The following is a 22184-nucleotide window of genomic DNA, read 5'->3' as shown; positions in this document are numbered from 1 at the left end:
TTTTCTCCTGAATTTGGGGGGGGGTTAGGCGTAGATCATATAGCGATGAGGGTTGATTTCACCAACTGGGAATGAAAACGGTCATAATAGGGCCTACGGCGCCCTGGGGGAAGTGACCTGTACCCTATTTTTTGCTCAATCACCGCCGTGCTGCCTGCGTAGATTTCGTCGTTTGCTCCAGGGTTTCACCCGGTCTTCACCTGAAACGGCAGGGGATCGGCACTGGGAGCCTTGCCGTAGTTATGTCATCCGGCACCTGGCAGTCCAGGCGGTCTTGGGTGTTATGACAAGCTGCGTCACGCGCGCTTCCGGCGGCCTGCTGCCGCTCGAGGCATTATGTCAACAAGTATCCAGGGTGCCGGACCGGCAGGCAGTTCGTCGGGGCACGTTATGTCAACTCAAGCGGGTGTGCGGGTGAGCGGTGCAACAGTCCTGCAGGAAGTGACCCGTATGTGCAGATTCGGGGCAGGAACTGGAGAGCTCAAGACCGTTGCCGACTCCGAGGATGAGCCTGGGGCGTAGCTGAAGGTCTCGACTACGGGGGCAGATAGTGCGTTTTTAGGAATACAGGAAACTGGTCTGCAGCCCCTCTCCGGCCACTCTCAAGTAACGCCGATAATCTACATTATGTAAAGTAACGCTGAGAAGGAGCTCCCCCGCACCGCCTGAGCCGGTACCTTCGCAGCTGCAACTCAGCCCAGCGCAGCGGTCGACGGCAAACGCTGCGGCAAGCTCCGGAAACTTTTCTTCCGGCGTCGATATCCCAGGGTGCCGTTCGACGGCATAGTAGAAGGCGCACACCGCGGCTTCATGATGAAGAAGGAGTCAGCCGTGAAATACATGCTCATCATGCGTTCCACTGACGCAGCACAGGAAGCCTATAAGGATCTGCCCTTCGAGGAGGTCATCAACCGGATGGGTGCCTACAACGAATCGATGATCAACGCCGGGGTCCTGCTCGCCGGAGAAGGCCTGGCCGACGTGGCACAGGATCCGGACAACTCGTTCGTCGTCGATTTCTCGGAGGATCCCCCGCTGGTTACCGACGGCCCTTACGGTGAAACCCACGAGCTGTTCAACGGGTTCTGGATCCTGCAGGTGTCCTCCAAAGACGAAGCGGCCGAATGGGCGAGGCGATGCCCGCTGGGTGCCGGTTCCAAGCTGGAGGTTCGCCGGGTAACTGAGGCTGAAGATTTCGCCGCGTTCGCCGATAACGAGTACATCCAAAAGGAAGAAGGATGGCGCGAAGAAGAGGCGAAACTGCGCGCGGAGAACGCGTAGCCGCCGAACCGAGATCCTCCGTGGTTCAGGACGACGTCCTGAGGGCGGCGGTCCCCCGCCGTATCGAGGCGCTGTGGCGCATCGAAGGCCCCCGGATTGTCGCTGCCCTAGCACGGGTCACCGGCGACATCGGCTTTGCCGAAGACATGGCGCAGGAAGCCGTTGCGGATGCGCTCGAGCAGTGGCCCGCAACAGGCGTGCCCCGGAATCCGGCTGCCTGGCTCACAGCGGTGGCCAAACGCAGGGCTATCGACAGCTGGCGGCGTTCTGAACGGTTGAACGCGCGGTACCGCCAGCTGGCGCAGGAAGTGAAGGGCGACGTCGTCGTGGACTGGGATCCGGTCCCGGACGACGTCCTCCGGCTGGTCTTTTCCGCCTGCCATCCAGTCCTCCCCCGTGAGGCGCAGATTGCCTTGACGCTTCGTGTGGTGGGCGGGTTGTCCACCACGGACATTGCCAGGCTCTTCGTGGTCCCTGTGGCGACGGTGCAGCAGCGCATTGTTCGGGCCAAAAGGACTCTGGCGGCCGCCAAGGTTCCGCTTGAGGTTCCCGAGCCCCGCGAATGGGGGCCGAGGCTGGCCGGCGTGCTTCAAGTGATCTACCTGATGTTCACCGAAGGGTACTCGGCAACATCCGGCAACCAATGGATACGGCGGGACCTGGCGGGCGAAGCGCTGCGGCTGGGTCGTGTCCTGGCGCGGCTGGTGCCGCGGGAGTCGGAGGCGCACGCGCTCGTTGCACTAATGGAGTTCCAGGCCTCCCGGTTTGCTGCCCGGACCCGGGGTGACGGTACGCCGATCCTGCTGGCGGATCAGGATCGGAGCCGCTGGAACCGCGGCCAGATTGAACGCGGACGCGAAGCGCTGGCATGCGCGGATGCGCTTGGTCATGGACGGGGAAACTATGCGCTGCAGGCAGCCGTCGCCCAGTGCCACTGTGATGCGGTGAGGATTGATGACACGGATTGGGACCAGATTGTGCTGCTGTATGAGGCTCTCGGCCGGCTGGCGCCCAGCCCGGTGGTGGAATTGAACCGGGCGGTGGCGGTCTCGATGGCGACCGGTCCGGCAACCGCCCTGGCGATTGTGGACCGCCTCGTCTCGCAGGGAGCACTGAGGGGATCCCATTTGCTGCCCAGTGTGCGCGGCGAGCTGCTGGTCCGGCTCGGGCGCCCGGATGAAGCCCGCGCCGAATTTGCGGCCTCCGCAGCGTTAGCGGGGAATGCCCGGGAGCGGGAGTTGCTGTTGCGCCGGGCGGCAGAATGAACGGCCGGCACTCCCCTGCCTGAGTCCACTGCTTGTATCCGCAAGTGTTGCTAGGCGGCCTTTCCCCGTTCCCGGAGCACGGCTGCCCGCACCTGTGCCGGGTCTACTCCCAGTGAAGCGATCGTTCGCGCCGCCAGCCCGGAGTCCTCGGCAATCAGCCCCAGCAGGATGTGCTCAACGGTAATCGCCTTATCGTTCAACGCGATCGCTTGGCGCAGTGAATGTTCCAAGGCTCCCTTGGCTGACGCGGTGAAGGGGATATGGCCGGCACTGCTGCGGCCCGGGAACCGGAAGCGCCGGCGCTGCGGCCGGTCCAGAGCTCCGGCCCCGAAGCTGGCTTCCACGCGTTTTCGGACCGCGTACAGGTCGACGCCGATGGCCTCCAATGCCTGCGCGTCAGCGGCACCGAGTCCTTGGATGCGCTGTGCCACGGCATCACTCTCGATGCCGAGCTGGTGCAGGACCCGGGCGGCGGGATTGTCGCCGCCGGCCAAGATGCCGAGCAGGAGATGGTCCGCCGTTATTTCGCGGGCCTCCAGCTTCCTTGCCTGTTCCTGCGCTTCAATGACAATTGTGCGTGCGTCCTGGGTAAACCGTTCAAACATCGCTGCCTCCCCTGTCCTTAGAGCGGCCAAGCCGCCCGGCATGCTTTTTGTGCACTGCCTGCTTTGATACCCCGACGACGGCGGCAATTTCCGCCCACGACCAACCCAGACGCCGGGCATTCTCCACCTGGAGATCCTCAAGCTGTTCCACGAGGCGCCGCAGGGCCGCCACTGCGCGCAATCCCACGGCAGGATCACGGCTGGTGCCGTCACTGATCAGTTCGTCCCGTGTGGCCATATCGTCAACATAAGCTGACGCGCCGCCATCGTCAACCCTTGTTGCCAAAGAAGGTCAAAATAACCGGCCCGGGCACCGGTGGCGAAACTCACCATACTCACATAAACTCACAGCATGCCGGAAACGGAAACTCACAAGACTCATACAAACTCACAGGGAGTCCCGCTGATGGAGAATCCCTTCCGCCCATCGGCGGGGGCAACACCCCCGCAAATCCTGGGCCGCGCAGGCGTGCTCGATGAGTTCGAGTACGGACTCCGCCTGGGATCCGGAGCTCCGGGACTGTTGACGATCTTCACCGGTGCCCGCGGAATCGGCAAGACGGTCATGCTCGGCGCCGCCCACGACGTAGCCCGGGAAAACGGTTGGGCGGTGATTTCCGAGACTGCCACCACCGGTTTCATGGGCCGGATCGGCGAATCCATGCGAGGGATCGCTGAGGAACTGGGCTCCGGGCCGGTGAATCGCAAAATCACCGCAATCGCTGCCGCCGGCTTCAGCATCACCACCCAACTTCCGCCGGAGCGCCAGGTGGCGTGGCGAACAATGGGTGAGGAACTCCTGAAGCTCTTGGATGACCACGGCACCGGGCTGATCATCACGGTGGATGAGATCCATGCCGCTGACCGCGGCGAACTTGCCCAGCTGGCCGCCAGCGTCCAGCACTTCATCCAGGACCGGCTTCCCATAGGTCTAGTCTTTGCCGGGCTTCCGGCTGCCGTGTCCGATCTGCTTAACGAAGGTGTGGCCACGTTCCTCCGCCGTGCCGACAAGATAGATCTTCACGCAGCCGCGGTCCGTGAAGTGGAAGAGTCCTTCGCCGCCACCTTCTCCCACGCATCCATCAAAGTCTCCCCCGGTCTCGTGCGCCAGGCAGCCGAAGCCACCGGCGGGTATCCCTTCCTGATTCAGCTCGTTGGTTATTTCCTCTGGCGCGAAGCCGAAGGCAACCAGGGCAGCCTCACCTCGGAGGCTGTCGACCGGGCCATTGCGGCAGCCAACCGCCGCAATGTGCGAACGGTCATCGAAGCCGCCCTTGCCGCCGCCTCCCCTAAGGACCTGGACTTCCTTGCGGCCATGGCAGAGGATGACGGACCGTCCCTGGCCGGAGACATTGGCCGCCGTATCGGGGCCAAGACAAATCTCGTGGCAAACTACCGCTCCCGGCTCTTGGCGGCCGGACTCATAGAATCCGCCGGGCACGGCAAGGTTACCTTTGCCATTCCAGGCCTCCGCCAGCATCTCCGGTCTCAGTCGGGACGACCTTGAGAAAAAAGAAACAGGTATACGACCGGTAGACACACACCGTCTAACGGTGGCCTACGTCACTAAAATAGAACGTATGTACTACTCACCAGCTCTCAGTGATGGCCACAGGGAACTAGCCTCTACCCCGAGAAGTTCGACCGTATCCACCGGATCAGCATCCGGGGGTCTATGTGTTGGCGCGGCCCGTGTCGAGAACACCGTTCCGCGTGACCAGCTGGAGGTGCTGGAGGCTGCTGAGCGTGCCCGGTTGATTGATGAGATTCGGTTGCTGGAGGAGTTGAAGTCCGCGGTTGCGGCGGCGCAGGCTCGTGACGCCGCGGCCAGGGCCCCGGCAAATGATGTTTACAGTGAGGGAGTCGGCGTGGCCTGCGACGCAGTGGTCGACTCTATGGGTACCTTCCAGGAGAATGGCTCGTTCACTCAGGCCGATGCGTTGGAGTCGCTTTACGAAGCAGTTTCCAACCGCAACCACCAGGCCGGAACCTTCAGCTCTCTCGAGGACATCCAGAAAGCCATCCGGAAGATACAAGCCGGGCAGAACGCAGATCTGGACATACTGATTATCGGCCTGACCTATTGCGACTCAGTCACCTGAGCGGCAGCAAATTTGAGAAAATGAACAAGGATTGGAAGCTTGCCGCACACATAGGGGATATGACCAACACACTGTTCCCCGTAGCCTCTGCCCCTTCGAACCCGCTGGACATCGCAGCCCTGGCCGGCAATACCCGGTTCCTGTCCCCGGCCGATCACGGCATCGCAGGCCTGGGCGGGATCGGCATCAGCCGCTTCGGCACGCTGATCCGTATCGCCATGAGCCACCCCGATACGGTCCGGGTCGATGATCTTTCCACCTGGGACAACGGGAACAGCGACGTGGATGCCCATGATGAAGCCGTGGCCGTGATCGCCGAACACCTCGGGATCCTGCCCGGAGACGTCGATACCGTTGAATTTGCCGGCGGCCGGATCATCTACACCCATCACGAGTCCCTGGGTGATTCCACGGAGATCGACCCCGAGGACCTTGCATCCTGGGCGGAGGACTTCATCGCCATCGCAGACCCGGACGTGCAGCACACCCTCCGCGTCGACATCACCGAACGCTACGAGCAGGGCTAAAGCCCCCCGTTGAAATCGGCCGGCATCGCCCTGGTGCCGGCCACCAGCAGTCGATCCCAGGAGATACCATGCGCGCCATCCTTGAACACCGAACCCTGACCACCCCCGCCGGCCTCACCCTGACAGCTATTGCTGCCGGGCCGTCATCGACGCGACCTTACTCGGAAGATAACCGGACCGTCCTGAGCCTGGAGCTTGAGGACGAGTTCGGCGGTCCGGCTTCCGTCATCCTGGGCGCCGAAGAGACCGCTGCCCCTCGCACATGTCCTGAAAGCAGCCGATGCCAGCAACGAGTCCGTCAGTGAAACGGCCGCGCGCCTGCTGGCAAACCACGCCGGGGTTCTGAGCGATACCCTGACAGCCGAACTCACAGCGGCACTGTAGGAGCCAGATGAACCCCTCTATGATCCGGGAAACCGTGCGGTGCCTGAACAACGCCCTGGGCCCTACCCTCGTTGCAGCCCTGTCCGGCGCCCGGGACCGGACGATCAGTGCCCGGTGGGAGGCCGGCGAGGGTCCCGAGCCGGACGCTGCTGCCGCTGAGCGGCTTCAGTGTGCCATGGAGGCGTGGAAGCTCATCGAAGCTTCAGAAGGCCCTGACGTGGCCCGCCTGTGGTTCCTGGGCGCGAACCCGTGGCTCGGAGTTCGACCGGTGGCCCTCACCTTTCGGAGACGTTCGCAACAAGACGCGCGCCCAGGGTTGGCCGTACGCATACCTGCACTCGACACCGATCCAGCGGGGCGCACCTGAATAGGTGAAGGGATATGCCAGACCTGCGTCAGGAAAACATTGTTCCTCGGATGGCGATTCCGGCCCGGAAGCAGCACGGTCTTATGAGCAGACCAGGCATTCCCTCTGCGCATCCATAGATTCGGCCAATCGACAGCCCGGACGACACTCACAGTCAGAAACTTTTACCGCGTAATCAGTTTCGAGGATGCCCGAGTACATAAGAACAGGCGCCCATAATGCTAGTTAAACCACTGCATCGAGCCGCCCTTCGATAAGCGGCGGGTCAGCTTCCGGGAGTCGTCTTTGTTTCTGGGCGCCGGCCGGGCATATTCCTCATAGGCTGGAGTTGGGGAACCCCCCGGCCAGCCGGATGGTTTCCAGGGCACCACGGTTGCCGCCCTCGTGGCGAAAGCGGTGCGGGGGGCGTATCCCGTGGTTCAGGCAGTGATACCCGCGTATACCTGTCGGATGGTGGTGATATGCCCAAAAATAACTAAACAATTCCAGTCCATTTTTGGCGTTGCCATGGTTTACTTCGGATACGAGTCCCACGGGGGGGTCGGAGGGCATGCCAGGGTACGTTCTCTTTGATGAACGATCTCCATCATCTCCTCATTCAGCATTGGAGATTAGATGCGAAAATCAAGGAAAACACTCACCCTTGCTGCAGCAATGTCGCTGTGCCTGGCCTTTATCAGTGCGCCCGCATATTCAGCAGATAGTGTCGACGCTTTGCCGGAGATTATTGACTCCGCCGCTATCAGTTCCAAGCCGGTGGCATCCGGGGTTCTCACAGATTCCTCGGGAGCACCGGTGGGGAAGGGCAACCTCGTCATATTGTACGCCTGGCCGAATAATGACTTTCTGGCAAAAATGGCCAACAACGAATCAGCAAAGCTAGTTGCAGTAGCCAAGGCAACTACACGCGCAGATGGAAAGTTCGACATGAGGATCGCAGATCCCGGCCTCCTGACCCCACTGAAATCAAAAACCGGCCAGGTTGAATTGATGCTGAGCGCCCAGAGCGGAGCCGACGCGTACTCCTACAATTTCTCCCGGCGGATGGAAGGCGCCTCAGCAGCAGTCGCCTACAGGGATCCGGGAGCACCGGAAGTATCTCCCCCTGCCGACCCGGGGAAGCAGATTCTCGACGGGGCCAGCTTAGACGGATCAGGTTCCGTCCTGCCGACCGGCACCGAAACGCAGACGGTCAACGTGACGTTGGCCCCCATAAAAGCCGGCAGTTCTGCAACGGGTGACAAGGGGACCGCGGCAACGATCGACGAGTCGGTCCAATACGGAGACAAGGCCGCCTGTGCCTCGGTTAAAACGGGCACATACTCTCCGATCTGGGTCACAGTAGGGCAAATCTTCGTGGATAATGTGGGCGTCTGGGCAGACTTCAGTTACACAGCCGGAGTTAGCAGCAGTATGGGCATCGGAGTCTCGACAAACGGCGGGTACGGCACCTATTCTGCTGGGGGCACCTCATCCGTGTCTGCAGAGGGTTCCATAGATTTTCCCCGCCAGGGCCGATGGACCTCGAAGCGCCTGCGCACCATGTTTGTCTATGACAAGCACAGCGTTGTGTGTGTAGATGGACTTGGACACATAGTTTCCACTATGTACCAGGTCAGGCCCGTCTCCTGGGCCGGCGGTTCTCAGATTGTGGAGGCCGGCTATAAGCCCGGCACCGGATACTGCATTCCACACATGGCGGGATCAGTGTTCAAGCAAACAACCAACAAGGCCATCACATGGTCAAACGGAGCCGCCATCAAGGGCACCATTGGGGTCGACCTTTCCTCGCAGACTGGCTATTCGAACAGTGCGATGGCAATCTTCGACTTCCAGAACACGCGCAACCTATGCGGCAGCCACGGATACCCCGGTAATAACCCAGTCTTTCTGACGGTGAAGTAGGAATCCATGTCGAAATATGCGACTCCTATTCACTGGCCAGCACCACTGGTGGTAGCTGCGCTGCTGACCGGCTGCACAGCTACCGCCAGTGGTGACGGCCCATTAATGGTCGGCGCAGATTCCAGCTCAATCTGCGCCGTGCAGCCAGAGCATGGTTTGGCAGCATATGGGAACGTGGTTCAGAACGAGGGCGAGAGCGCTTTGATCATCACAAAGGTGACCCTCGTTGAAGCTGAAAGCCTTGAGATTCGGTCTGCGCACATCATGCCGATAGCGGGACTCTCCCCGTATGTGCTCGGAACCGGATCAACCGAACCCGAAGAGCCTGAAGCCAGGACCGCGTGGAAGAGTGCGAAGGGAGTTGAAGCTTATGAAATCGACGCCGGGGATTCTGTCAATGTCATCGTAGCCCTGGACAACGGTGACAATGCGTCAGGTACTTCAAGAGCCCTGCGCATTGATTACAAACATGGCGGAGACAGTTTTTTTGTGGAAACCAACATGTCGCTGAGCCTTGCCGATGAATCGTGCACTTAGGAAAGCCAGTATCATCCGTAATCCCTTTTTCCGCGGATGGTACTGGCTTTTGGCCGTGCTATTTGTTGCTGTTTCCTGCTCGCAGCCCGGGGGTGGCGCTGAGGCACTGGCAGTCAAGTCTGCTGCACCGGCTGCCTCACCGGTGGCAGAAGCAGCAGCAAGAGTGGTGCTGATCAACCATTCTTCGCCGGCGGATGATTACTACAGTGGACACTTCTGCGGCGCAGTCCTTATTGAGGCCGATCTCATAGCGACTGTCAGCCACTGCGTAGAGGGAAAAGACGCCTCCATTATTGATGCAGTTATCGGTGCCGGCAACCTGTGTAAAGGATCGCAGATACCAGGGGAGCGGCTGCGGGTCACATCCATACGTGTACCTGCACCGCCGCATCAGGAGATAGCCTTTCTGCGTCTCGCTTCAGCTTCTTCGGCACAGCCCGTGGCCTTGACCGCGGCACAACCCGTGCGTGGGATATCAGTCGGATGGGGCAGCCTGTCGGACGGAGGCACTCCGCCCTGCGAAGTGAAGTCAACGGAGCAGCAGACTGTGAGCAGCGCTGAATGCGACCAATACGCGGAAGCCGTGGGTTCGTATTCCGCGGGCGGTGACACCTATCTGTGTGCGCTGCCATCTGCAGGCACCAGACTAAATACGTGTCAGGGCGACAGCGGCGGCCCGCTCATTACAGCCGTGGCCGGACAGGAGTTAGTGTACGCGCTGACGCTCGGCGGCGGCTCCTGCAGGGTAGATTCTCCAGGCCTGTATGTCACAGCAGCGGCAGTGGCGGCCGCGGCGCTGCCGCCCGGCAACTAGCGCGCCCGGCACAAACCAGCCGCTCCCCCAGGTTGCAGAAACCAGGACGGCGTCTCGTCGCCCTGGTCGCCACACGGTGGTCACCACGACGCCAACGGGGCATTCATATAGTTCAACCGCACCACCATTGTGCTGACCTGCACCAACGGGGCCCCGTTGCAAGCATCCGACAGAACGCAGGCATCCGATAAAACGCAGGCATCCGGACAGTACGCGAGCGCCGAACGCCGGCAGTCTGAGTCCTCGCCCGCTCTCCGTGTTCTGGGTAGGGTGTGACCCATGGCAGAATCAACGACCGTTCTTCGGCGCCCATGGGAGCAGGCCGTCGACTATGTCAACAGCCGAACAGCAGGACCTCCGCTTGATCTATCCCTGGATGTAACCATTCATTTCCATCCTGATTCTCCGGTCAATGACGTCTCCCTGCTGGAACGCCTGGTGAAGGATGGTCTCTACCGGTCGCAGTTTGAAACCGGCACGGGAAACGGCGGGCTCACGGCATGGCCAGGCGGCGAGCGCTGGCGCTGGGAACAGCGTATGTTCGGCGGAGCTTATGACAGCGCCCCGGCAGCCGAGCGGCCCAAATACGGTTCGCTCAATTACCGCAGGCTCCCTGTGGGTGGATCCGTTCGGTTCGGCTCCTCCCATTTCCGGCTCAAGCACTCGGAATATGAGCGGCTGACCTTCTGCTTCCCGGACAGCAGCACCGAGCCGGAGCATTTTGGAACGATGAACCGGATGCCGTTGGTTGGTGTGGCGGCAGAGTACTCAGGGGAGTCCGGGCTTGATGTGCTGGACGACCACATCGAAGCGCACATCCACGGCCCGCTGCAGCTCAACAGTCATATTGCAGCGCTGGTGCTGGACCCCTCCTACCGCGGCACGGAGGTCGAGGCGGCTGCCCGCCGGCTGCCGTGCCCCGTCGAGTGGCACGAGGGCTTCCGCCTCAGTGCCGATGAACTGGAACAGCACGCGGAGTATCGCGGCCGGACTATCGTCTCCGCCGGCCAAAGCATCGCTGAAGACGGATGGCTTGATCCCCGCACTGTCGGGCGGGCCGTCAGGGACCAGCGTTTCGACCGGCAGACGCTGAAGCAGATCTGGCACTGCGTAGCGAGGTTCGGGTACAACTGGGGTGCCGCAGGCATACCCTCGCCCCCTCGACACAACAACTAGAACATATGTTCGAATCATCCTTTACTAGGAACCGGAGACTGCCTCCACTCCTCCGGACAGGGAAAGCGCGACGGCGGGTGGACGCTCACATGTGCTGCTGATCGGCAGTGCGGTTCCCGCTTCTGCGGAAGCAAGGACCGCTTCCATGACCTCGAGAACGTGGAAGCCCATTTCCCCGCTGGCCCGAGGCAGTTCCCCGGCCGGTGTTTGGGCCAGGTCCTGGAGGCCAATCCCCCGCGACGCGTCCTGGTAACCGGCGGATACGGGCACCACCTCCCATTCCTCGCCGTCGAGCCGGCGCAGTTGGACTTCCCCGTCGAACCGGTTGGGATCAGGCACCACCAGTGATCCGGTTTCCCCGTGGACCTCAATGTTGGCGGCACGGGTCGCCACCGCGTCGAAACTCATGACCAGCGTGGACAGTGCACCGGAAGCATGGATCAGCACCCCCGTTACGTGCGTGGGAGTGCTGACCGGAATCTCTTCCCCCGTGCGCGGGCCGGAACCAATGACCCGGGTATTGCGGGTGTTGCTCGATGCGCCGACGACGGAGGTCACCGGACCGAGCAGCGTCACCAGTGCGGAGACATAGTAGGGGCCCATGTCCAGCAAGGGTCCTCCACCGGGAACGTAGTAGAAGTCAGGGTTCGGGTGCCACCGCTCATGCCCCGGTGTCACCATGGTGGCGGTCGCCGAGATCGGCTTGCCGATCAGCCCGTCGTCAATGGCCTTGCGTGCGGTCTGGGTTCCCGTGCCGAGCACAGTATCAGGGGCTGATCCCAGGATCACGCCGGCTGCTTCCGCCGCCGCCAGCATCGACTGCCCCTCTGCGGTGCCCGCTGCCAACGGCTTCTCGCCATACACGTGTTTGCCCGCCGCAATGGCTTTGAGCGCAACTTCTGCATGGGCTGCCGGAATGGTGAGGTTCAAGACCAGGTCAACGGCGTCGTCGGACAGCAGTTCGTCCACGGTCAGAGCCCGGACCCCGGGGTGGGCTGCGGCTACGGCCTGCGCGCGGTCCATGTCGAGGTCCGCAACAGCCGTCAGGGTGACAGCGTCCAGCCGCGGAAAGGTCTCCAGGTAAGCTGCGCTGATATTTCCGCAACCCACCATGCCAATCCTCATCGGAGCTGCACCTGTTGAATCGTTGGTTAGCGGCTGGCCCACAGCATGCCCCTCTCAATGATGGTTGAGACGCTCGGATCCCGCAGGACCTCCACCGAGTGCCCCGGAGTCGCCACGAAGATCCTGCCCTCGCCCCACTGCCGCGTCCACACTGCCGGGCAGGTCACCGGGCGATGCCAGGCATCCCATTCCCGTGCCGGAAGCGTGGTGGTGGCGAGGACATCGATGTAGTCGTCGGTAAGCACCCAGTACTGCTCCGTGCGCAGGCTGAAATCGGAGAGCCCGGCGGTAATGGGATGGTCAGCTGCTGCCGGCAGCATGTTCACCGTGTAGTCGATGAAGTTGTCCGACGCCTCCCCTATGCGCTCGTCCGGATGCTTGCCGGGGTGGCAGGCGAACTGTCCGCCGATCAGGTGCAGGTAATCCGAGCTGTTGCGGTAGGAATCAGCAATGCCGCCGTGCCAGCCGGACATCCCCGTCCCGGCCTCGATGGCGGCGCGCAACCCCTCGAACTCCTCCCGCTCAATGGTGTTCATGGTGTTGCATTGGACGATCAGGTCCACCCCGGCCATGTAAGAGGCGTCGGCGTAGATCTTGGGGGATTCCTCAATCCGGATGTCGAATCCGCTTTGCCTTAGGTGCGGCAGGAAAAGCTCGGTGGCTTCAACGGGCTGATGGCCGTCCCAGCCGCCCCGGACAACCAGGGCCTGACGTGTGGTGCTCATGGCAGATCGTCCTTTACTTGGTTGCAAAAGCTGAATCGAAGGCGGCGTCCGGCGGAATGATCTGTGCGAGGGATTTCACCAGTGCCAGGGCGGATGGGCCGCCCACCAAACGGTCCATGCCGGCGTCCTCCCATTCCACGCTCGTCGGGCCGTTATAACCGATGGCGTTCAGCATGCGGAAAATGCGCTCCCACGGAACATCACCGTGTCCTGCCGTGACAAAATCCCAGCCGCGGCGCGGATCACCCCACTGCAGATGTGATCCCAGCCGGCCGTTGCGGCCATCCAGCTGTTTCACCGATTCCTTGACGTGGACGTGGTAGATCCGGTCACTGAAGTCGTAGAGGAACGCCGCGGGATCAAGGTCCTGCCAGATGAAATGGGAGGGATCGAAGTTCAGCCCGAAGCCTTCCCGGTGGCCGATCGCTTCCAGGGTCCGGTGTGCCGTCCAGTAGTCGTAAGCAATCTCGGACGGGTGGACCTCGAGGGCAAAGCGGACGCCCACCTCGTCAAAAACGTCAATGATGGGATTCCAGCGGTCGGCAAAATCCTGATAACCGCGATCGATCATGCCCTCGGGCACCGGCGGGAACATTGCCACCGTCTTCCAGATGGCTGATCCGGTGAAGCCCGTCACCGTCTTTACTCCGAGGCGGGCTGCGGCCCGTGCGGTCATCTTGAGTTCTTCAGCGGCGCGGATGCGCACGCCTTCCGGCTCCCCGTCGCCCCAGACCCGGGCTGAAACAATTCCCTGGTGCCGTTCGTCAATCGGATCGTCGCAGACGGCCTGTCCGTTGAGGTGGTTCGAGATGGCATGGACACTCAGATTGTTGCGCTTGAGGATGTCGAGCCGGTCCTGCAGGTATTCGTCATCCTCCACCGCCCGCCAAACATCCAGGTGGTCCCCCCAACAGGCGATTTCAAGGCCGTCAAAACCCCACTCGCCCGCCAGCCGGGCAACTTCTTCGAACGGAAGGTCGGCCCACTGGCCGGTGAACAGCGTGATAGGGCGGGTCATCGGATCTCCTCAGTCGTAGTTTTCAGGGCGGCTCCGGCGGCGGAGTGCGCGTTTGCGTCCACCGCTGTCCAGCGGCTGTCATCAGCCGCACTTTCTTCGACGGCTGCGAGTACGCGCTGCACCTGGAGGGCATCGGCGAACGACGGCGCGGGCTGTGTACCGGCGGCGAGCGCCGCCACCAGGTCCGCCGCCTGATGTGTGAAACCGTGCTCATAACCCAGCCCATGGCCGGTGGGCCACCAATTGCCGACGTAGGGGTGCTCCGGCTCCGTGACCATGATGCGGTGGAAGCCCTGTTCTCCCGGGCGGTCAGTTCCGTCGTAGAACTGAAGGAAGTTCATGTCCTCAAAATCGAAGGCCAGGGATCCCTGCGATCCGTTCACTTCCAGGCGCATGGCATTCTTGCGGCCCAGGGCCGCGCGGGTGGCCTCGAAGACGCCGATTGGCCCGCCGTCGAAACGGGCGGTGAAGATGGCGGCGTCATCCACGCTCACGTCCCCCATGGGCTGGTCCTCTCCGGCGGCACCGTGCCCGCCAAGCCCAACGAAGTCCCCGCCAACCGGACGGCGCCGGGTGAAAGTCTCCAGCAGGGCGGAGACCCCGGTGATCTGCTGTCCGGTGACAAACTGCACTGCGTCAATGATGTGCGCGCCAATGTCGCCCAGCGCGCCGGATCCCGACACCTCCCGGTCCAGCCGCCAGGTCAGCGGCGCGTTTTCATCGGCGAGCCAGTCCTGGAGGTACTGCGCCCGCACCTGGCGGATCTTCCCCAGCCGGCCGTCGTCGACCATCCGCTTCGCCAGTGCCAGTGCCGGCGTACGCCGGTACGAATACCCGCACATGGCAAAGACCCCGTTGCGTGCCGCCTCCTGTGCGGCAGCCGCCATCCCCTCGGCTTCTGCGACCGTGTTGGCGAGCGGTTTTTCGCACAATACGTGTTTCCCCGCGCGCAGGGCGGCAACCGCAATCTCGGCATGGGTGTTTCCGGGCGAGCAGATGTCGATCAGGTCGATGTCATTCCGTTCAATGAGCACCCGCCAATCAGTTTCCGTGGAGGCCCAGCCCATGCGTGCTGCGGCCTCCTCCACAGCTGCGGCGTTGCGTCCGGCCACAGCCGTGAGCTGCGGTGTCAGCGGCAGATCGAAGAAACGGTGGGCAGTGCGCCATGCGTGTGAATGGGCAGCACCCATAAAGGCGTAGCCAACCATTCCGATCCGGAGCGGTGGAGGTTCTGCCTTGGGCATAGAGGTTCCCTTCAGTTACTTGCTGAACCCTGCGGTCAGCCCGCTCAGCAGCTGTCGGCGTCCAACAATGTAGAGCACCAGGATGGGTAGGGTGGTCAGGACCACTGAAGCCAGCACCGCCGGAATATTGACGCTGTATTGGCCCTGGAAACTCCACAGGGCCAGAGGCAGGACGCGCAGGTCCGGACTCTGGGTGAGGATCAGCGGCAGCAGGAAACCGTTCCAGACTCCCAGCGCGTTGTAGATGCTCACCGTGACGATGGCGGGTTTGGTCAGCGGCAGGGCCAGGCGCCACATGGTTTGCCACTCGCTGCACCCGTCCAGGCGCATTGACTCGAACAACTCGTTTGGCACGTCGCGGATGAAGTTCGACAGGATGAGGACCGTCAGCGGAATGGAAAAGGCGATGGATGGCAGGACCAGGGCGAGCAGCGTGTCATAGAGGTTCAGCCGGATGATCATCAGGTAGATCGGGATGATCGTCGCCTGCAGGGGGATCGCCAGACCCAGGAGGAACAAGCCGTTTGAGAACCGGAGGAATCTGCTGTTGCCCCGCACAATGGCGAAGGATGCCATGAACGATACGGCCACCGCCGGAACGACTGCGCCGATGGTGATGATGGCGCTGTTCATGAAGTACTTGGCGAAATCCGCCTCAAGCACCATCCGGTAGTTTTCCAGTGTGGGCGAGGACGGCACGGCCAGGGGATTCTGCGAGAAGTATCCGGCAGAGGTTTTCAGGCTGGTGATCACCACGTAGTAGACCGGGATGATAATAATGGCCAGCCAGATCCAGCCGGCCAGTCCGCCGGCGTAGTTCAGCTTTCTCCAGCGGTGTCCCCTGCGCGGGGGTGAAGGGACACGGGCGGGTACGGGAGACTCCGGCTTGGTTGCTGTTGCTGTCATCTCACATGCCTTCCAGTTGGCTGCCGCTGGAACCCTTGCCGCCGAGCCGCTGCAGCGCCAGCGCCAGGGCCAGCCCGATGAGCACCAGGATCACGGCCAGGACGCTGGCCGGGCCCATGAGGTTGGCCCGGAAGCCCGTGAGGTACATGTCCAGTGCCAGGATGCGGGTGGAGTTGCCCGGCCCGCCCGCCGTCAGAACAAAGATGAGGTCGAAGTACGTGAGGGATCCCACCACCATCAGGGTGGAGGAGGTGATGATGGTGTACTTCAGCTGCGGAAGGGTGATGTGGAAGAACTGCTTCACCTTGCCGGCGCCGTCAATCTCCGCTGCCTCGTAAAGGGATTTGGGTATCTGCCGCACCCCGCCCTGGTAAATCAGCGTGTGGAAGGGAACGAATTGCCAGGCGATGACGAAGATCACCACAAAAAGCACCAGCTGCGGCCGCCCCAGCCAGTCCTGTGCAAGGAATGGCAGCCCCAAGCCTTCGGCCAGGCCAAAGTTGGGATCGAGCAACGCCTTGAACGCAATGGCGATGGCCGCCGAGGACAACAGCAGCGGCAAGAAGTACAGGACGGCGAGCAGTGCCCTGTACCGCTGGCTTCCGGCGGTGAAAACCCCCAGCAGCAGGCTCAGCGGAGTTTGGACCAGCCAGGAGATGATCATGATCAGGAAGGTCAGCCGCAGGGCATTGTGCATCACGGGGTCGCCCAGCACTGAAAACCAGTTGCCGACGCCGGCCAGGGAGATGGCACCGATGCCGTCCCAGTTGGCAAAGCTCAGGACAAAGACGCCAATGAGGGGAACGACGGCGAAGACCACAAAGAAGAACAGGGCGGGCAGGACCAGCCACCACAGGCGTCCGGTCTTGCCGCGGCTGACGCCCTGCCGCTGCACCTTTGAGCCGCGGCCCGCCGCCGGCAGCGCAGCAGGGGGAACGGCGGCGATCATGTACCCAGCGTCGCATTCATGTTGGACGCGAACTGCTCGGGGGTGATCGAAAGCAGGAACAGCTGGTCGATGTTGCTCAGAAGCGCTTCAGCTGCAGTGGGGCTCAGTGCCTGGTCCCATGACTGCTGGAAGTTCGGTGCATTTTTCGTCAGCTCGTATTGGAAGCTCAGGAAATCCTTGTCCTCGGACTGTGCCAGCTTGTCCTCGATGTCCTTCACGATAGGAACGGAACCGGTTTCAATGTAGGCATCGATTTCGGTGTCGGTGAGCAGGCCTTCCTTGAAGTACTTTTTGGCTGCTTCCTTTTCGCTGTCACTGGCTTTGGAGGAGATGGACTGGTAGCCGGCGGGGTTGCCCACGGTGTTCGCCGGATCGCCGGTTCCCCCGTCGACGGTGGGGAAATTGATCCAGCCGAGCTTTCCGTCCTCAACGAAACCGGCGCCGTCGTTCTTCATTCCGCCGTAGGTCCATCCGCCGTGAAGCATCATGGCCGCCTTGTTGGTGTACAGCAGTGCCTGATCCGCGTTGCTGTCGGCAGTGATGGAGGTGAAGCCCTTGATAAACCCGTTGGCCTTGACCAGGTCCTGGATCATGGTGGTGGCCTGTATGGCGGCCGGATGTGACCAGGCGTCGGGCTCGCCGTCGTAAATGGCGGTAAAGACCTCGGGGCCACCCACCCGGTCGTACAGGTATTCGAGCCACATCATGGAGGTCCAGCGGGACTGGCCGCCCAGGGACAGCGGGGCTACGCCCATGTCATTGAACGTCTTGGTCAGGGCCATCAGGTCATCCCAGGTGGCGGGCGGCTCGGCGCCGGCCTGATCGAACAATTCCTTGTTGTAGTAGAAGATGATGGGCGTGACGGTCTGTGTGGGAATGGCGTAAATCTTGCCGTCAACCGTGGCTGCACCGAACGTTGAGTCGAGCAACCGGTTTTTGACGTCCGGATTCTCCTCGAACCAGGACGAAAGATCCTCCACCTGACCGGCCTCGGCATAAGTGCGCAGCGTGCCGCCGCCCCAGCCGTAAATAATGGTGGGTGCCTGGCCCGCGCCGATGGCCGTCTTGATCTTGGTCTTGTAGGCATCGTTCTGGAAGTACGTGATCTTGATGGGGCTGTCTGAATTAGCCTCGTTGAAGGCGTCCACGGTGGCCTGCCGGATCCCCTCGTCAGGCTGTCCGCTCAGCGACCAGATGCTGGCTCCGCCCGAGGACGTGTCCCCGGGTCCGGATGAACCGCAGGCCGTGAGCGTGTAGGCGGCGATGGGCACCAGCGCCGCCAGCGAAAGGAAGGACCGGCGTGATGCTAGCTTCTGTTCCATTCTTATCTCCATTGAAAAGAGCCGCGTCGCTGCGGCGGCGGATTAGTCCTGCACGCACCGCGAGCGAAAACTTTCGACACTTTCGTAGGTTCTCTCTGCGCGTTGCCGAGTAAGCTACTGTGATCTTTATCACTCGTCAAGCGGTTTTTTATCCCCAAATCCTGCGCTCTTGACACATATGAGGACTTTCACTCAGTCTTCTGACGTCGAAAACTTTCGCAAAGGAGCGCCACAGTGAATCGGGTCCATGCCGAGAAACCCACACTGGCCCAGGTGGCCGAACTGGCCGGGGTCTCCGTTCCGACCGTTTCCAAGGTCATTTACGGCCGCGATGACGTAGCCGGGCCCACCCGGGAACGGGTGCAGGCAGCGCTGGGCAGGCTGGGCTATGAGTCGCCCGTCCAGCGCCGGCTGCGCAGCAGTGCTCCGGGCCTGGTGGACCTGGTCTTTGACGGGCTCAATACGTCCTACTCGCTCGCCGTCCTGACGGGCATCACCAGCGCAGCTTCAACCGAGAACGTCGAGGTGGTTCTCAGCACGGTCACCCCGGGGAAGCTCAAAAGCACCGACCACCGTCAGTGGTCCTCCCGAATGGCTGACTCGGGGCGCCGCGGACTCATTCTCGTGACGTCCGAGGTCACCACTGGCCAGTTGGAAGCCTTTGCGAGGCGCAACATTCCCGTGGTGGTGATAGATCCCCTGAATCCGCCGCCGTCCGGATTCGTCAGCATCGGAGCTACCAACTGGGCGGGAGGAAAAGCGGCCGCCGAACACCTGATTGAACTTGGACACCGGCGCATCGCCTATGTGGGTGGCCCCGACGCTGCCGAGTGCAGCGTTGCCCGGCTGCACGGTTATTTGGCCGCACTGCGAGCGCAAGGGGTCGACGTCCCGGACGAGTACATTGTCAGCGGCACCTTCAACCGCGAATCCGGTGTCAGTGGTGCCGCCCAACTGCTGTCGCTTCCCGAACCGCCCACCGCCATTTTTGCCGCCAGCGACCTCACGGCCCTGGGTGTGCTGGACGAGGCGCGCCGTCGCGGCATCAGGGTTCCGGAGGATCTCAGCCTGGTGGGGTTTGACGGAACCGACCTCACCGAGCAGTCCGTTCCGCGGTTGACATCAGTGAGCCAACCGCTGCAGGAGATGGGGCGATCTGCGCTGCGCAGCGTTCTGCGCCTGGCCAACGGCGAAGAGCTGGAATCGTCCCACGTTGAACTTGCCACCTCACTGGTGGTGCGGGATTCCACCGCTCCCCCGGCCCGGAGCAACCCTTGACGGCTGTAAGCGCAAGCAGGCAGGGTGGGAAATCCATCAGCATGCTTGCGAAGGGGAAACGATGCGCTCCATGGTGTACCGCGGGCCGTACAAGGTCCGTGTCGAAGAAAAGGACATTCCTGCCATTGAGCACCCGAACGATGCCATTGTCCGGGTAACGGCCGCGGCCATTTGCGGGTCCGACCTGCACCTTTACCACGGGATGATGCCCGATACCCGGGTGGGAACCACGTTTGGGCACGAGTTTGTGGGGGTGGTGCATGCGGTTGGCCCCTCCGTGCGGAACCTGAGTGTGGGTGACCGCGTCATGGTCCCGTTCAACATCTACTGCGGCACCTGCTATTTCTGTTCGCGGGGCCTGTACTCCAACTGCCACAATGTGAATCCCAACGCGACGGCGGTGGGCGGCATCTACGGTTACTCCCACACCTGCGGCGGGTACGACGGCGGACAGGCCGAGTTTGTCCGTGTTCCGTTTGCCGATGTCGGTCCCAGCATCATTCCGGAATGGATGGACGAGGAAGACGCAGTACTGCTGACCGATGCCCTGGCCACAGGCTACTTCGGTGCACAGCTGGGCGGGATCGGCGAAGGTGACACCGTCATCGTGTTCGGTGCCGGACCGGTGGGGCTGTTCGCCGCCCAGTCCTCCTGGCTGATGGGAGCCGGCCGCGTCATCGTCGTCGACCACCTCGAGTACCGGCTGGAGAAGGCCCGTTCTTTTGCACACGCCGAAACCTACAACTTTGCCGAGTATGACGACATTGTGGTGGAGATGAAGAAGGCGACGGACTACCTTGGCGCAGACGTGGTGATTGACGCCGCCGGTGCGGAGGCGGACGGAAGTTTCCTGCAGAACGTCACCGCCTCCCAGCTGAAGCTGCAGGGCGGTTCTCCGGTGGCACTGAACTGGGCCATTGACTCCGTGCGGAAGGCCGGCACCGTGTCAGTCGTGGGAGCCTACGGTCCGATATTCAGTGCCGTAAAGTTCGGGGACGCCCTGAACAAGGGACTCACCCTGAGGATGAACCAGTGTCCGGCCAAGAGGCAGTGGCCGCGCCTGTTTGAGCACATCCGCAACGGTTACCTCAAGCCCAGTGACATCATCACGCACCGCATACCCCTGGAACACATAGCCGAGGGCTACCACATGTTCTCGGCCAAGCTGGATAACTGCATCAAACCGCTCATCATTCCCAGCGCATCCTGAAGGCGAGGAACACCATGTCGAAAACACCAGGCACCCCGTACGTTGGGGGCGTGCCAAAACGGAAGTTCTCCAACGAGGAGCTGCGGGCGCGTATTCCCGGCTGGGGTGCGGACCTGGATCCAGGTGACCGACCCTCGGTGCCGAAAGAACGCACGGACCTGGTGACCGGTGCGCACTGGGACTTTCCGGAGCGGCAGCCGGAGAAACAGCCGAGGGAACGCTCCATCGAACATCAGTTCGTGACTCCCGTGTTCGGGACCGCCGTGCCGCTCAAGGGAGTTTCCGGCGCGATGCGGCGGTATGCCTACCGCTACGGTGAAGCCCGCGCAGCCCACTGGCTCATCCTTATCGCCGCCGACCGCGTGGACGCCGGCGGAAGTCACCTGCGTTCCTTCCTGACGCTGCATCCGGACAACCCGGTGACCGAGTCGGGTGTGCGAAGTGAATTCACTGCCCACGGATTTTCCTCCCGGTTCGGGAGGAACCGGGCGGATTTGAAAGAACAGGCAGTGGTTCCCTTTGTCGCTGCAGGACCCTGGATTCTGGGCGGCGCGGCGGCCTTCGCCGGTCTTCGAGCCCTCGTCCGCGCCGTCAGAAGCTGAGGTTCGTGCGGGACTGATGTCAGACTGGGGGGATGCGAGAATCCCGGGGGCTTGATGATGCGCGGCTGGTCCGAGAAGTACGGGTTCGGCAAGACGCAGACATCCCGAAGGACCGCTGGCCGGCGAACATTCCCGCAGTGGCCGCCGTCGTGGACTCCGGTTTGGAACTGCCCCCGGGGGTAACCTTCCTGGTGGGCGAGAACGGAAGCGGAAAATCCACCCTTGTGGAGGCAGTGGCGGCAGCCTACGGACTCGGGCCCGAGGGCGGCAGCGTTCATTCGGCCCACTCGACGCACGGAACCGAATCACCGCTGAGCAGCTGGATTTCACTGGTCCGGCAGGCGGGTGCGCCCAGGTGGGGGTTCTTCCTCCGGGCCGAGACCATGCACGGTTTCTACACCTTCCAGGACCAGCTTGAGGGCGGCCACGATTTCCACACCATGAGCCATGGAGAGTCCTTCCTCGCCGTAGCCGAGACCTACTTGGATTCCCCCGGCTTCTACTGCCTGGACGAGCCGGAGGCAGCGCTGTCCTTCAGCTCCACGCTGGCCATGATCGGCGTCTTGGACGATCTGGCGGCCAATGGCTCCCAGATCCTGTGCGCAACCCACTCCCCCGTGCTGGCTTCCCTGCCGGGAGCCACCATCTATGAAACGGGCGAGCATGGAATTGCCCGGCGGAACTGGGAGGACCTGGACCTGGTTTCGAACTGGAAGTCCTACCTGAACGAGCCACGCCGGTACCTGCGGCATATTCTGGACCGATGACGGAGCACCGGGCAGTTCACGCCTGGACCGCGTTCTGTTCCGGACTTTGACATTACGGGTATGTTCCCGATGTGA

General features: G+C 62.2%; 23 protein-coding genes. 14 read left to right on the top strand and 9 right to left on the bottom strand.

Going from position 1 to position 22184, the window contains the following annotated elements:
- Positions 1–831: 831 nt before the first annotated feature.
- Together CXR03_RS09550 and CXR03_RS09545 are read left to right on the top strand one after the other, a co-directional pair.
- Positions 832–1281, top strand: coding sequence for a YciI family protein (locus CXR03_RS09550; RefSeq protein ID WP_104104080.1), 450 nt, complete (start codon positions 832–834; stop codon positions 1279–1281).
- Positions 1239–2546 (top strand): RNA polymerase sigma factor, encoded by a 1308-nt coding sequence (locus tag CXR03_RS09545; RefSeq protein ID WP_104103579.1) that lies wholly within the window; start codon positions 1239–1241, stop codon positions 2544–2546. The genes CXR03_RS09550 and CXR03_RS09545 overlap by 43 nt, the downstream gene beginning before the upstream one ends.
- A gap of 50 nt (positions 2547–2596) precedes the next feature.
- On the opposite strand, the gene CXR03_RS09540 is transcribed toward CXR03_RS09545, so the two are convergent.
- Complete coding sequence (locus CXR03_RS09540; protein ID WP_104103577.1) at positions 2597–3151, bottom strand: Clp protease N-terminal domain-containing protein; 555 nt, start codon at positions 3149–3151, stop codon at positions 2597–2599.
- Complete coding sequence (locus CXR03_RS09535; RefSeq protein WP_104103576.1) at positions 3144–3389, bottom strand: hypothetical protein; 246 nt, start codon at positions 3387–3389, stop codon at positions 3144–3146. Before CXR03_RS09535 ends, CXR03_RS09540 begins: the two co-directional genes overlap by 8 nt.
- A 168-nt stretch (positions 3390–3557) precedes the next feature.
- Here CXR03_RS09535 and CXR03_RS09530 point away from each other — a divergent pair, with 168 nt between their 5' ends.
- The 8 genes from CXR03_RS09530 to CXR03_RS09485 all read left to right on the top strand — a co-directional run bounded on the left by CXR03_RS09530 (position 3558) and on the right by CXR03_RS09485 (position 10963).
- Positions 3558–4658, top strand: coding sequence for an ATP-binding protein (locus CXR03_RS09530; RefSeq protein ID WP_104054275.1), 1101 nt, complete (start codon positions 3558–3560; stop codon positions 4656–4658).
- Positions 4659–4731: 73 nt separating this feature from the next.
- A complete protein-coding gene (locus tag CXR03_RS09525; protein ID WP_146068472.1) occupies positions 4732–5253 on the top strand; it encodes a hypothetical protein in 522 nt (173 codons plus the stop codon).
- A 59-nt stretch (positions 5254–5312) separates the two neighbouring features.
- Positions 5313–5780: a hypothetical protein gene (locus CXR03_RS09520; RefSeq protein WP_104054277.1), complete on the top strand. Its 468-nt coding sequence runs from the start codon at positions 5313–5315 to the stop codon at positions 5778–5780.
- Positions 5781–6171: 391 nt separating this feature from the next.
- Complete coding sequence (locus CXR03_RS09510) at positions 6172–6531, top strand: hypothetical protein (protein ID WP_104054279.1); 360 nt, start codon at positions 6172–6174, stop codon at positions 6529–6531.
- A 615-nt stretch (positions 6532–7146) separates the two neighbouring features.
- Positions 7147–8436 (top strand): hypothetical protein, encoded by a 1290-nt coding sequence (locus CXR03_RS09505; protein ID WP_146068473.1) that lies wholly within the window; start codon positions 7147–7149, stop codon positions 8434–8436.
- A gap of 6 nt (positions 8437–8442) precedes the next feature.
- Positions 8443–8973 carry a hypothetical protein gene (locus CXR03_RS09500; RefSeq protein WP_146068474.1) on the top strand — a complete coding sequence of 177 codons (531 nt, stop codon included), beginning with the start codon at positions 8443–8445 and terminating at the stop codon, positions 8971–8973.
- Positions 8957–9787 carry a trypsin-like serine protease gene (locus CXR03_RS09495; protein ID WP_104054282.1) on the top strand — a complete coding sequence of 277 codons (831 nt, stop codon included), beginning with the start codon at positions 8957–8959 and terminating at the stop codon, positions 9785–9787. Before CXR03_RS09500 ends, CXR03_RS09495 begins: the two co-directional genes overlap by 17 nt.
- A gap of 279 nt (positions 9788–10066) precedes the next feature.
- Positions 10067–10963: a DUF3626 domain-containing protein gene (locus CXR03_RS09485; protein ID WP_104054284.1), complete on the top strand. Its 897-nt coding sequence runs from the start codon at positions 10067–10069 to the stop codon at positions 10961–10963.
- A gap of 24 nt (positions 10964–10987) precedes the next feature.
- Here CXR03_RS09485 and CXR03_RS09480 read toward each other — a convergent pair whose 3' ends face one another.
- From CXR03_RS09480 to CXR03_RS09450, 7 genes are read right to left on the bottom strand one after another with little or no spacing between them, the layout of a single operon-like run.
- Positions 10988–12088 carry a Gfo/Idh/MocA family protein gene (locus tag CXR03_RS09480; RefSeq protein ID WP_104103573.1) on the bottom strand — a complete coding sequence of 367 codons (1101 nt, stop codon included), beginning with the start codon at positions 12086–12088 and terminating at the stop codon, positions 10988–10990.
- A gap of 26 nt (positions 12089–12114) precedes the next feature.
- Positions 12115–12813, bottom strand: a complete 699-nt coding sequence (locus CXR03_RS09475; protein WP_104054286.1) for a ThuA domain-containing protein — start codon at positions 12811–12813, stop codon at positions 12115–12117.
- 13 nt (positions 12814–12826) lie between these two features.
- Entirely contained in the window at positions 12827–13831 is a 1005-nt protein-coding gene (locus tag CXR03_RS09470; RefSeq protein ID WP_104103571.1) for a sugar phosphate isomerase/epimerase, read from the bottom strand.
- Complete coding sequence (locus CXR03_RS09465; protein ID WP_104103570.1) at positions 13828–15075, bottom strand: Gfo/Idh/MocA family protein; 1248 nt, start codon at positions 15073–15075, stop codon at positions 13828–13830. Before CXR03_RS09465 ends, CXR03_RS09470 begins: the two co-directional genes overlap by 4 nt.
- Positions 15076–15090: 15 nt before the next feature.
- Positions 15091–15981, bottom strand: a complete 891-nt coding sequence (locus CXR03_RS09460) for a carbohydrate ABC transporter permease (protein WP_104103569.1) — start codon at positions 15979–15981, stop codon at positions 15091–15093.
- 1 nt (position 15982) lies between these two features.
- The gene (locus CXR03_RS09455) at positions 15983–16930 is read right to left on the bottom strand and encodes a carbohydrate ABC transporter permease (RefSeq protein WP_104103567.1); all 948 of its coding nucleotides are present in this window, start codon (positions 16928–16930) and stop codon (positions 15983–15985) included.
- Positions 16927–18252, bottom strand: coding sequence for an ABC transporter substrate-binding protein (locus CXR03_RS09450; protein ID WP_104103566.1), 1326 nt, complete (start codon positions 18250–18252; stop codon positions 16927–16929). The genes CXR03_RS09455 and CXR03_RS09450 overlap by 4 nt, the downstream gene beginning before the upstream one ends.
- Positions 18253–18486: 234 nt before the next feature.
- Between CXR03_RS09450 and CXR03_RS09445 the strand changes: the two genes are divergently transcribed.
- From CXR03_RS09445 to CXR03_RS09430, 4 genes are all read left to right on the top strand, one after another.
- On the top strand, positions 18487–19530 hold the full coding sequence (locus tag CXR03_RS09445) for a LacI family DNA-binding transcriptional regulator (protein WP_104054292.1): 1044 nt from the start codon (positions 18487–18489) through the stop codon (positions 19528–19530).
- 61 nt (positions 19531–19591) lie between these two features.
- The gene (locus tag CXR03_RS09440; protein ID WP_104103564.1) at positions 19592–20740 is read left to right on the top strand and encodes a zinc-dependent alcohol dehydrogenase; all 1149 of its coding nucleotides are present in this window, start codon (positions 19592–19594) and stop codon (positions 20738–20740) included.
- Between the two features lie 14 nt (positions 20741–20754).
- On the top strand, positions 20755–21342 hold the full coding sequence (locus CXR03_RS09435) for a hypothetical protein (RefSeq protein ID WP_104103563.1): 588 nt from the start codon (positions 20755–20757) through the stop codon (positions 21340–21342).
- Between the two features lie 32 nt (positions 21343–21374).
- A complete protein-coding gene (locus CXR03_RS09430; RefSeq protein WP_104103561.1) occupies positions 21375–22109 on the top strand; it encodes an AAA family ATPase in 735 nt (244 codons plus the stop codon).
- Positions 22110–22184: the final 75 nt, after the last annotated feature.

This window comes from Arthrobacter sp. 08Y14 (assembly GCF_002929455.1).
GTDB lineage: Bacteria > Actinomycetota > Actinomycetes > Actinomycetales > Micrococcaceae > Arthrobacter_B > Arthrobacter_B sunyaminii.
Note: the sequence above shows the minus strand (reverse complement) of the source record. Positions and strands in the feature narration are given on the sequence as shown.

Bases quoted from the DNA above. Each gene is read 5' to 3' on its own strand.
- CXR03_RS09535 (WP_104103576.1), bottom strand. From the start codon at position 3,389: ATGGCCACACGGGACGAACTGATCAGTGACGGCACCAGCCGTGATCCT.
- CXR03_RS09505 (WP_146068473.1), top strand. From the start codon at position 7,147: ATGCGAAAATCAAGGAAAACACTCACCCTTGCTGCAGCAATGTCGCTG.
- CXR03_RS09485 (WP_104054284.1), top strand. From the start codon at position 10,067: ATGGCAGAATCAACGACCGTTCTTCGGCGCCCATGGGAGCAGGCCGTC.
- CXR03_RS09430 (WP_104103561.1), top strand. From the start codon at position 21,375: ATGCGAGAATCCCGGGGGCTTGATGATGCGCGGCTGGTCCGAGAAGTA.
- CXR03_RS09455 (WP_104103567.1), bottom strand. From the start codon at position 16,930: ATGATCGCCGCCGTTCCCCCTGCTGCGCTGCCGGCGGCGGGCCGCGGC.
- CXR03_RS09530 (WP_104054275.1), top strand. From the start codon at position 3,558: ATGGAGAATCCCTTCCGCCCATCGGCGGGGGCAACACCCCCGCAAATC.
- CXR03_RS09435 (WP_104103563.1), top strand. From the start codon at position 20,755: ATGTCGAAAACACCAGGCACCCCGTACGTTGGGGGCGTGCCAAAACGG.
- CXR03_RS09500 (WP_146068474.1), top strand. From the start codon at position 8,443: ATGTCGAAATATGCGACTCCTATTCACTGGCCAGCACCACTGGTGGTA.
- CXR03_RS09475 (WP_104054286.1), bottom strand. From the start codon at position 12,813: ATGAGCACCACACGTCAGGCCCTGGTTGTCCGGGGCGGCTGGGACGGC.
- CXR03_RS09460 (WP_104103569.1), bottom strand. From the start codon at position 15,981: ATGACAGCAACAGCAACCAAGCCGGAGTCTCCCGTACCCGCCCGTGTC.
- CXR03_RS09545 (WP_104103579.1), top strand. From the start codon at position 1,239: ATGGCGCGAAGAAGAGGCGAAACTGCGCGCGGAGAACGCGTAGCCGCC.
- CXR03_RS09540 (WP_104103577.1), bottom strand. From the start codon at position 3,151: ATGTTTGAACGGTTTACCCAGGACGCACGCACAATTGTCATTGAAGCG.
- CXR03_RS09440 (WP_104103564.1), top strand. From the start codon at position 19,592: ATGCGCTCCATGGTGTACCGCGGGCCGTACAAGGTCCGTGTCGAAGAA.
- CXR03_RS09450 (WP_104103566.1), bottom strand. From the start codon at position 18,252: ATGGAACAGAAGCTAGCATCACGCCGGTCCTTCCTTTCGCTGGCGGCG.
- CXR03_RS09470 (WP_104103571.1), bottom strand. From the start codon at position 13,831: ATGACCCGCCCTATCACGCTGTTCACCGGCCAGTGGGCCGACCTTCCG.
- CXR03_RS09525 (WP_146068472.1), top strand. From the start codon at position 4,732: ATGTACTACTCACCAGCTCTCAGTGATGGCCACAGGGAACTAGCCTCT.
- CXR03_RS09520 (WP_104054277.1), top strand. From the start codon at position 5,313: ATGACCAACACACTGTTCCCCGTAGCCTCTGCCCCTTCGAACCCGCTG.
- CXR03_RS09495 (WP_104054282.1), top strand. From the start codon at position 8,957: ATGAATCGTGCACTTAGGAAAGCCAGTATCATCCGTAATCCCTTTTTC.
- CXR03_RS09510 (WP_104054279.1), top strand. From the start codon at position 6,172: ATGAACCCCTCTATGATCCGGGAAACCGTGCGGTGCCTGAACAACGCC.
- CXR03_RS09480 (WP_104103573.1), bottom strand. From the start codon at position 12,088: ATGAGGATTGGCATGGTGGGTTGCGGAAATATCAGCGCAGCTTACCTG.
- CXR03_RS09465 (WP_104103570.1), bottom strand. From the start codon at position 15,075: ATGCCCAAGGCAGAACCTCCACCGCTCCGGATCGGAATGGTTGGCTAC.